Source organism: Actinomycetes bacterium, assembly GCA_036510875.1.
GTDB lineage: Bacteria > Actinomycetota > Actinomycetes > Prado026 > Prado026 > DATCDE01.
The window spans coordinates 1-7,945 of record DATCDE010000310.1 but is presented as its reverse complement, the minus strand read 5'-3'; the positions used below and the strand labels follow the sequence as shown (position 1 = coordinate 7,945).

General features: G+C 69.1%; 8 protein-coding genes and 2 pseudogenes. 3 read left to right on the top strand and 7 right to left on the bottom strand.

The window, feature by feature from the left end:
- Together VIM19_18045 and VIM19_18040 are read right to left on the bottom strand one after the other, a co-directional pair.
- Positions 1-131, bottom strand: a 131-nt coding sequence (locus VIM19_18045) for an IS630 family transposase (GenBank protein HEY5186752.1), incomplete at its 3' end; no start/stop codon positions are given.
- Positions 132-275: 144 nt separating this feature from the next.
- Positions 276-650 (bottom strand): hypothetical protein, encoded by a 375-nt coding sequence (locus VIM19_18040; protein HEY5186751.1) that lies wholly within the window; start codon positions 648-650, stop codon positions 276-278.
- A 148-nt stretch (positions 651-798) separates the two neighbouring features.
- On the opposite strand from VIM19_18040, the gene VIM19_18035 reads away from it, so the two are divergent.
- Positions 799-1,956 carry a helix-turn-helix transcriptional regulator gene (locus VIM19_18035; GenBank protein HEY5186750.1) on the top strand — a complete coding sequence of 386 codons (1,158 nt, stop codon included), beginning with the start codon at positions 799-801 and terminating at the stop codon, positions 1,954-1,956.
- Between the two features lie 153 nt (positions 1,957-2,109).
- On the opposite strand, the gene VIM19_18030 is transcribed toward VIM19_18035, so the two are convergent.
- From VIM19_18030 to VIM19_18010, 5 genes and pseudogenes are all read right to left on the bottom strand, one after another.
- Entirely contained in the window at positions 2,110-3,084 is a 975-nt protein-coding gene (locus VIM19_18030) for an NAD(P)-dependent alcohol dehydrogenase (GenBank protein ID HEY5186749.1), read from the bottom strand.
- A 395-nt stretch (positions 3,085-3,479) separates the two neighbouring features.
- Positions 3,480-4,142: pseudogene (locus VIM19_18025) on the bottom strand (DUF4389 domain-containing protein).
- Between the two features lie 237 nt (positions 4,143-4,379).
- Positions 4,380-5,132, bottom strand: coding sequence for a DUF4386 domain-containing protein (locus VIM19_18020; GenBank protein ID HEY5186748.1), 753 nt, complete (start codon positions 5,130-5,132; stop codon positions 4,380-4,382).
- A gap of 88 nt (positions 5,133-5,220) precedes the next feature.
- Complete coding sequence (locus VIM19_18015) at positions 5,221-5,697, bottom strand: nitroreductase/quinone reductase family protein (protein HEY5186747.1); 477 nt, start codon at positions 5,695-5,697, stop codon at positions 5,221-5,223.
- 42 nt (positions 5,698-5,739) lie between these two features.
- On the bottom strand, positions 5,740-6,525 hold the full coding sequence (locus tag VIM19_18010) for a DUF4386 domain-containing protein (GenBank protein HEY5186746.1): 786 nt from the start codon (positions 6,523-6,525) through the stop codon (positions 5,740-5,742).
- A 976-nt stretch (positions 6,526-7,501) separates the two neighbouring features.
- Between VIM19_18010 and VIM19_18005 the strand changes: the two genes are divergently transcribed.
- Positions 7,502-7,681, top strand: coding sequence for a hypothetical protein (locus VIM19_18005; GenBank protein ID HEY5186745.1), 180 nt, complete (start codon positions 7,502-7,504; stop codon positions 7,679-7,681).
- A 120-nt stretch (positions 7,682-7,801) separates the two neighbouring features.
- Positions 7,802-7,945 (top strand): annotated as a pseudogene (locus VIM19_18000) (IS1380 family transposase).

Sequence of the window (7,945 nt, the reverse complement as noted above, 5' to 3'; positions counted from 1 at the left end):
TCGGCAGCCATCAGCAGCGCCTTCGCCCGCTGCACCTGACGATGCGGCGCGCCCTGCGCTCTCGCCAACGCCTCCAGCGCCACCCGCTGACCCTGCGTCATGTCCAGCGGAACAGCAGGGGCTCGGGTCATGCCCGAAGAGAACCCCCTAAACTGCTAGTCAAATGCGAGACACGCCACTAGCTGCTGGCCACCACCGCTGGGGTCGGTGGTGGCCGCGTCGGGTCTGTGTGCGTGCATGCAACTGACTGTGCCGGGCGCCGAAGCGGCGTGGTTTCAGCCACGGAAGTCCAGGATCTGGTCTGGAAGCGAGATGCCCCTTGCGAGGTCCAGGCCGTGGACCGCGTGCAGGTGGTTGCGGAACCACGCGTCGAAGGGAGCCTGTGAAGTCGCGAGCCCGAGCAGGGCTTGCGAGATGTCCGCCGACTCGATGAGCACGACCGCGACGTCTCCGGCCGGCGTGGTCTGGATCCAGACCGATTCCCGGGTGACGCCGTGTCGGCGACGGGAGGCGGCGTGTTCCTCGCTGCGCTCACCGTGCCAGCAGGTGAGCATCTCCTCACGGTCGGTCGAGGACGTGCCGGGGAGCAGCGGGACTGCCAGGCACACGGTCTGGGTGGCGTGGGCGGCGAGCGTGGTGTCGATGGTCATGGTGGGCTCCCGATGGTTGGTGTGGTCGCCGCAGGCCGGCGTCGGGTCTCACACTCCGCCTCCGGCGGGCATGGGGGCATCCCTGGCGATCTGGGATCTTTCGTGCATGTGAGCGGTCGACTGAGCCCTGCAGGGGCACCATGACGTGATGGACCGCTGGGGCGGGGACCGCCTGATCGCCGAGGTCGAGCGCCTCGGCGCGCGCGGCCTGCCGTACGGCGAGCTGCACGAAGAGCTGTCCGCACGGATCCGTCGGGCCTTCCCCTTCGATGCCGCTTGCTGGCATGGCCTGGACCCGGAGACGCGGCTTCTTACGACGGCGAACCCGGTGGAGCTGCTGCGCGCCGGTTTCCTCACTGCCGAAACCGAGTCGATGGCCGCCGGCGCGGTCGTGACCAGCGAGTACCTGCGTGAGGACGTCAACACGTTCGCGGCTCTGGCGACTCGGCGCTCGCCGGTCGGGATCCTCAGCGAGAGCACGCGCGGGCGGCCGGAGAGGAGTGCCCGCTACGTCGAGTACCTCGCACCCATCGGCACGCCGCACGAGATGCGCGTCGCAATGGTGACGCGTGGTCGCGTGTGGGGGTGCGTCGTCCTGCACCGCACCGAGGCAGCGGGCGACTTCACGCCCGAGGACGGGCGGGTCATGGCGCGGCTGTCGCGGCCGATCGCTGAGGCGCTGCGCGGCTCCTATCGCTTCGACGCCGCGCGCCGTTCGGACGAGGACCGCGCGCCGGGGCTGCTCGTGCTGGACGCCGGCGACGACGTGGAGCTCACGACGCCTTCCACTCGGGCGCTGCTGGAGCTGCTGGCGCGGGACGACCCGGCGCACCGAAGGGTCCCGGCGGCGGCCATCACGCTGGCTGCTGAGGTACGCCGACAGGGCAGGGCTGGGCGATCCGCAGCGCCGCTGCACGTCCCCACATCGTCAGGGTGGCTCACCTTCCACGGTTCGCTGCCCGATGGAGGTGCCAACGGTCGTGTTGCCATCGTGGTGCAGCGCGCCGGAGAGGAGTACGCCGTGCCGCTGCGGCTCGAGGCGTTCGGGCTTACCGCGCGCGAGCGTGAGGTCGCGACCCTCGTGGCGCGCGGCCTGGACACCGCCGCGATCGCCGAGCGCCTCGTGATCTCGCCGTGGACAGTCCAGGACCACCTCAAGGTGGTCTTCGCGAAGACTGACACGCGATCCCGCCGCGAGCTGCTCTCCCGAGTGTTCTTCCACGACCAGCTGCCCGGCATCGCCGCACGCGAGCCGCTCAACGCAGGGGGCCACCTCCGGGCACCACACACGGGCGCTGGCGTCTGAGCTCCGCCATGATGGCCGGCAGGTGCGGTCCCTGCGTTGGAAAGTCACCTGCCTGGTTGACCCGGTCTTCGATGGAGCGCAAGGACCGTCTAGCACTCTGGTCCGGTGGGCGGTGGTTCGGTTGTTCCTGGTGGGGTCGGCGGTCACCGGTCGCTAGGGGAAGGTGATGGTGACCTTGCCGGCGGGTCGTCCTTGTTCGACCAGCAGGACGGCCTGGGCGGCTTCGGCGAGTGGGTAGGTCCGGTCGATGACGGGGGTGAGGTGCTCGGACTCGATGAGCTTCGTGATCTCGTCGAGGGTTTCGGTCGTCTCCTTGGCGGTGAAGGTCTTCAGGGTCTGGCTGACGAAGGGGCTGAGTACCGCGGCTTTGATGATGTTGCTGAGGGGTCCAACCCAGCGGTTGCCGTCCCCGAATGACTGGATGAGCGTGCCGCGGGGGGTGAGTATCTTGCGGATGGTCGCCGGGGAGTAGGTCCCGCCGAGTTGGAAGACCAGGTCGTAGCGGGTGGGACCGGTGAACATGTCCTCGGTGGTGTAGTCGATGACGTGGTCGGCACCGAGGTGCCGCACCAGGTCGACGTTGCGGGTGCTGCAGACGCCGGTGACCTCGGCGCCGAGGTGCTTGGCGATCTGGATGGCGAAGGCACCGACCCCACCGGAGGCGCCGATGATCAGGGCGTGCTGCCCGGCCCGGAGTCCGCCGGCTCGTAGTCCCTGGATGGCGGTGACGGCGCCGAGGGGCACGGCGGCGGCCTGCTCGAAGGTCAGGTTCACCGGCTTGTCGGCGAGGTTCCGTTGGGGAACGGAGACGTACTCGGCGAACGCGCCGTGGCCGAAGCCGTAGACGTGATCGCCCGGTGCGAACCCGGTCACGTCTTCGCCGACCCGCTCGACCGTTCCAGCCACGTCTCCGCCGGGGATGAGGAACGTCGGCTTACGGACGCCGCCGAGACCGGCGGGGCGCATCAGGACCGGTTCACCGCGGATGAAGTGCCAGTCCCATGGGTTGGCCGAGCTGGCCCGCACCGCCACCAACACCTCCTGCGTTCCGACCGCTGGCGTGTCGACCTCGGCGAGCTTCAGAACGTCTTGGGGTGCGCCGTACTCGTGTTGGACGATCGCCTTCATCGTGCGTTGCTTCCCGGGTCGGGGACCGCCCAGCTCCTGGGCCGTGACCCGCGGGTCGCGCTGCCCAGACGCTTCAGCATTGCGACACCCCTGACCCTGATCGGACCCTGACGCCGGGCGCGGAGACTCAGAAGGGCATTGAGCATCCGACCAGCCTCGGCTCCCCGCCACGAGCTCCCAACCGCACGTGCCGGATCCCCCGTCCCACAACTTCGGGGCGCACTCAGTTCGCTGGTGGCGGCTCAGTCGCCGTCCCGACCGGCTTGGTTCAGTTGTGTTTCGAGGGCGGCGATCCGCGCCGTCAGGTTGGCGATGTCCTGGTCTTGGCGACCCGTGGGCGGGTCGGTCGTCGCGTCCGCGGCCGGGGTGGTCCCGAGGGGAAGGCTCGGGGTGTCCCCCGGCTCCTCGCCACCCATGTCGAGCCGGAACGGCGGGTATTCGTCGGTCATCAGGCTGGCGTAGGCCGCGACGCGTAGCACCCACCGATCCAGGCCGAGCACGAGGTCGAAGACGGGACGCGGGTAGCTACCGGTGAACAGGAGCACGACCGCGGCGACGAAGACGAGGAAGCCGATCAAGCCCGTGACCGTGTACGTGTAGTGGGTCCTCGTGGCCGCATCCCATGCGTCGTACGTCCCGCCCAGGAAGATCCCGATGACGATGTAGTGCGGAATGGCTAGCAGCCACGACTTGACCAGCACGAGACCGCGGGACAGCCGCTCCGGATACTCGATCTCCAGGTGGGCCGGGTAGTCGGGAACGTCGGCGAGGGTGAACGGCGGGTACTTGTCGGTGCCCAGCGCGTAGCAGAAGTAGTACGACACCCGCCACGACCAACGCAGCACGCCCACGTTGAAGGCGAACAGGGACCGGGGGTAGCGACCGGAGAACAAGATCGCGAAGAAGGCGACCACGCTCAGGACCGCAAACGCGATCCACAGGAACGCCAGCACCAAGAGATGCGGCAGGGCCAGCAGCCACTTCACCAGCCACAACCAGCGCGACAACGGCTCATCGAGGCTGGCCCGCACCCGAACCGAAGAGACGGCAGCCGCCATCAGGGCACCTCCTATGACCTCGACCCAGCCTCCTGCGCGGGAACGGCCCCATCCACGGCCGAAAGGCCCGACGTCGCGACCCCGACATCTGCGACAGGCGAGCGGCTGCCAGCCGCCGGGGCGCTATTGAACGGCACCGGGGCGTGGGCTCCGCTTCTGTGACTCGTGCGGTGCTCGTCACGGCGCTCGGGTGAACTCTGAGATCGGGCGAACGAGGGCCACCCGCGGACTAGTGGACTAGTGCGCGCCGACCGGCCCGGTCGGCGCGCTGGGCGTGGTGATGCCGGGTGAGACTGCGGACGATGCCCTGGGCGTCGGGGGCGACGGGGGCGGTGGACTGAAGCCTTTGACCAGCAACCAGACGGCGAGGACCATTTCCTGGACGCCGAGGGGCAGGGCGAGCAGCACGTAACCGGTCACCGGGGTGTCGTGGAACAGCGCCAGCAGGCAGGCGGTCATCATCGGAAGGGCCGCGGCCAGGCCCCAGCCCGACAGCCAGCGCGGAACGAGTCGGGATCGGTAGAACACGAGGTAGTACATGAAGGCGCCCACGGTGAAGGCGAACACCGCGACGAGGGCGGAGTGCTCGCGGACGCTGACGAGCGTGTCGGCCATCGCGTAGGTGGGGGCGCGATCGCCGGGCGGTGCCGTGGCGAGCTGCTGGGCCAGGGTCCCGATGGTCAGCAGGCTGACGACTCCGGCGGTGTAGAAGACCGCTTCGATGGTTCGGAAGACAGCTGATCCCAGCGCCAGGGCGGCGTTGATCTGCTTCAGCAGTGGGTACAAGGCGATGGCGATGCCGACGCTGGCGGCTGCCGCGATCAGGTATAGCAGCGCAGCGGCGGCCAGCTGATTGGACTGCTGGGCGACTCCGGTCAGGTAGGTCGCCCCGGTGAGGCCGGGTAGGAGGGCAGCGGCCGACAGCGACGCGAGGGTCGCGACAATGAACAGTGTTCCCGTGGTGATCGCGATTCTTCGAGTGGTGTTCACACAGAAGTCCCTTCTCACAGGTGGGGAAGTCGCGGTAGAGCCACTTCGGGCGGGATGGCCTGATCGGGACTCCGGTCCTCCTCTGGTGTCACGCGGTCGCGTCGCGCGGTTCGAGGACGATCACGGGTGTCTTGGTCGACCGGCGGCTGGCATAGGCGTCGAGCTGCGGGTCGACCGCGGCCCAGCGCTGCCACAGCCGATCACGCTCCTGCCCCTCGGCTGGGCGGGCACGTACCGGGCGCGGATGCTGGCGGGCCAGTCGAACGACGGCGTCTGGGTGCGCCTGCAGGTTGAGCCACCGCGAGGGATGGTCCTCGTCCCAGCCGTTCATCGCGAGCGCGACGAGGTTGGGGCCGTCCTCGAGGTAGCCGATGATGACGCTGCGTTCCTGCCCGGACTTCCGCCCGATCGTGGTCAGGCGCAGCGCCCCCCAGCCACGCTTGTTCGACGTGGTCCACAGGAAGCGGCCGCCGCTGAGCCGGTACAGCGCGCGATGAGCGCGCCAGGCCGTGTGCACGAACCACGGCGGCGGCACTCTCGGCGGTCGGGTTGCCGTTGCGTTCATGGCTCATTCCTTCCGGGAGCGACCCTTCGGCGCGCCGCCCCACTACAGCTGCGCGCCGGCCGGTGGGCCGCTTACGAGCCCGGACCTGGTCGCCATGGCCGCAGGCCGGAAGCCGCGCGCGATCATCCAGACCGCCAGCACCATCTCCTGCACGGCCAGGGGCATGAACAGCACAGTCTGCGCGGAGGAGTTGGCGCCGATGACTGCATACATCGCGAGCAGGTCGGCCGCCACGTAGAACGGAATCGCCACGAGACCCCACCACGCGATCCAACGGGGGACGATGCGTGAGCGGTACAGCAGCACGTAGAACAGGGCGGCACCAAGGCAGAACACCAGCGTGAGCACGGCGTTCGTGGCGTCAGCATCGATGACCAGGTTGCCGACCCGGACGCCGGCCGGTGAGCCGGTGCCCGCTCCGGCCGCCAGTGCCTCACCCAGCGGCACGACCAGCAGCCAGCCGATCGCCAGGAGGACGTAGCAGGCGGTCTCGACCGCTCCGCGCACAATCAGATAGCCGACCGCCAGCACCTCGTTGACCCGGCGCAGCACCGGGAACAACACGACGGGGACCAACGCGAGCGACAGCCCCATGACGAGCACGAGCAGCGCCACGGTCACCACGGTGCCGGAGTGCTCCGCGCCGTAGGCCAACGGGTCGGCCGCACCACGGATCGGAGCACTCACGGCCACGCTGAGGACTCCAGCCACCGTCCCGGTGATGTACAGAACCCCGGCCGTGGTGGCTGCAGCCCGGTGAACACGCACCGACCCGTGGTGCTCGACCGGCGTCGTCTTCGGAACGATCTTGTGCTGAAGATCAGTCACACCACTCACCTCCCGGCCGCCAAACTTGCAGCCAGGGCTACGCCGCGCCCGGCGGCCACCCAACAGCCTCCCGGCCCGCCTGTCCCCGCCCGTAGAGGCGAAGGTCACCATCTGACCCAGCACCGAACAGGATGCCCATCCGGCCGCATGCCAGCCCGCCGGATCGAGATCGTGTCAGCACCGCACCCAGCGCCGGATCGACCCGCCCTGCATCGGCACGTAGGTGCGCGGGCTACTGCACCCAGCCGCCGTCCCACAAGTCCGCGACGATCGTTGGGCTGATGAGGGTCTCGCGGGGCCGTCCGTTTCTGTCGACGTCCATCCGTGGGGTGGGGCGCCCCTCCAGGAACCACTGGATGGCTCCGTGGGGCGGTTCGGCAACCATGGAAGGGTTCGCCGTCGTGTATGGGGTGACCACCACGGCCCTCCAGACGACAAGCAGAAGTCGAAGCGCCCGCGTGGCTTGGCGTCCTGGCGCTCGGGCCAGGTCGACCCCACTGACACTCCAACCGGACTCTGGGTGGCGATCAGACCTGGACGGTGACCCGCAGGTAGGTGGCCGCGGTGTGGCTCCCGTCGCTGCCCGGGCGCGCGTTCTGCGACACGAAGAGAGCGTCGAGCTCGAGCACCGGCTCGAGAGCCGATCCCTCGTTCCGTAGAGACACCGGAGGCCGACGGCAGGCACGGGTCGTCTCACATCGGTCGCCGTCCAAACACCAATCCGATCGCGCCGCCAAGATCCACGTCCGTCGCTGGCGGTCGGGCATGCCGGACGGTCCGTTGGGGTATCGAGGGGCGTGCACCTTCAAGCGAGGCCGCCACTTGCGCTCGATATCCGCCCGCCGCCTGCCTCAAGACAGTGCTGTCCGCCGGTCGACATTCCCTACTGACAGATAGCCGCGAGGGCACACCCGGCCTCTCCCCACCGTGACGGGCATGGTCCTGCGCCAGATGTCGAGACGTTGGAGGTGCGCCCGTGCAGGTGGTCTACGTCGCCGGAGACGGACCGTTGCAAGGATGGGCATACGCGATGGACCGCCGCCTGCCGATCAATCAGGAGCTCGAGTTGGTCGTGCGAGACGGGTTTCTCGCCGTCTACCGCGTCGGCCAGGACTGCAAGCTTTGGTTCATCGACCTACTGCCGCAGACCTCGTAGGGGTCGACGAGTTGTGGCGGGAGTTGGCTAGCTGTTCTGCCCGGGGTCGTTGGTCACGCGGCTGATCGCGGGCTCGGACCGTCGGGAGCCCACGAGAGCGCAATCGGGGCAGCACGGGAACCGGGCGCCGTGGTCGACCCGGACACCGGGGAGCTGATCTCCGACACGCAGGCCGCCGAGGTGGCCTTCACCGCGTTCGGCTCCACCACCCGCCCGACTGACCGCGCGGCTGGTGGTGCGCCGGGTCCGGGACCGAGCCACGGC

Coding starts and splice junctions, on each gene's coding strand:
- VIM19_18015 (HEY5186747.1), bottom strand. CDS start 5,697: ATGAACGCAACGGCAACCCGACCGCCGAGAGTGCCGCCGCCGTGGTTC.
- VIM19_18040 (HEY5186751.1), bottom strand. CDS start 650: ATGACCATCGACACCACGCTCGCCGCCCACGCCACCCAGACCGTGTGC.
- VIM19_18030 (HEY5186749.1), bottom strand. CDS start 3,084: ATGAAGGCGATCGTCCAACACGAGTACGGCGCACCCCAAGACGTTCTG.
- VIM19_18035 (HEY5186750.1), top strand. CDS start 799: ATGGACCGCTGGGGCGGGGACCGCCTGATCGCCGAGGTCGAGCGCCTC.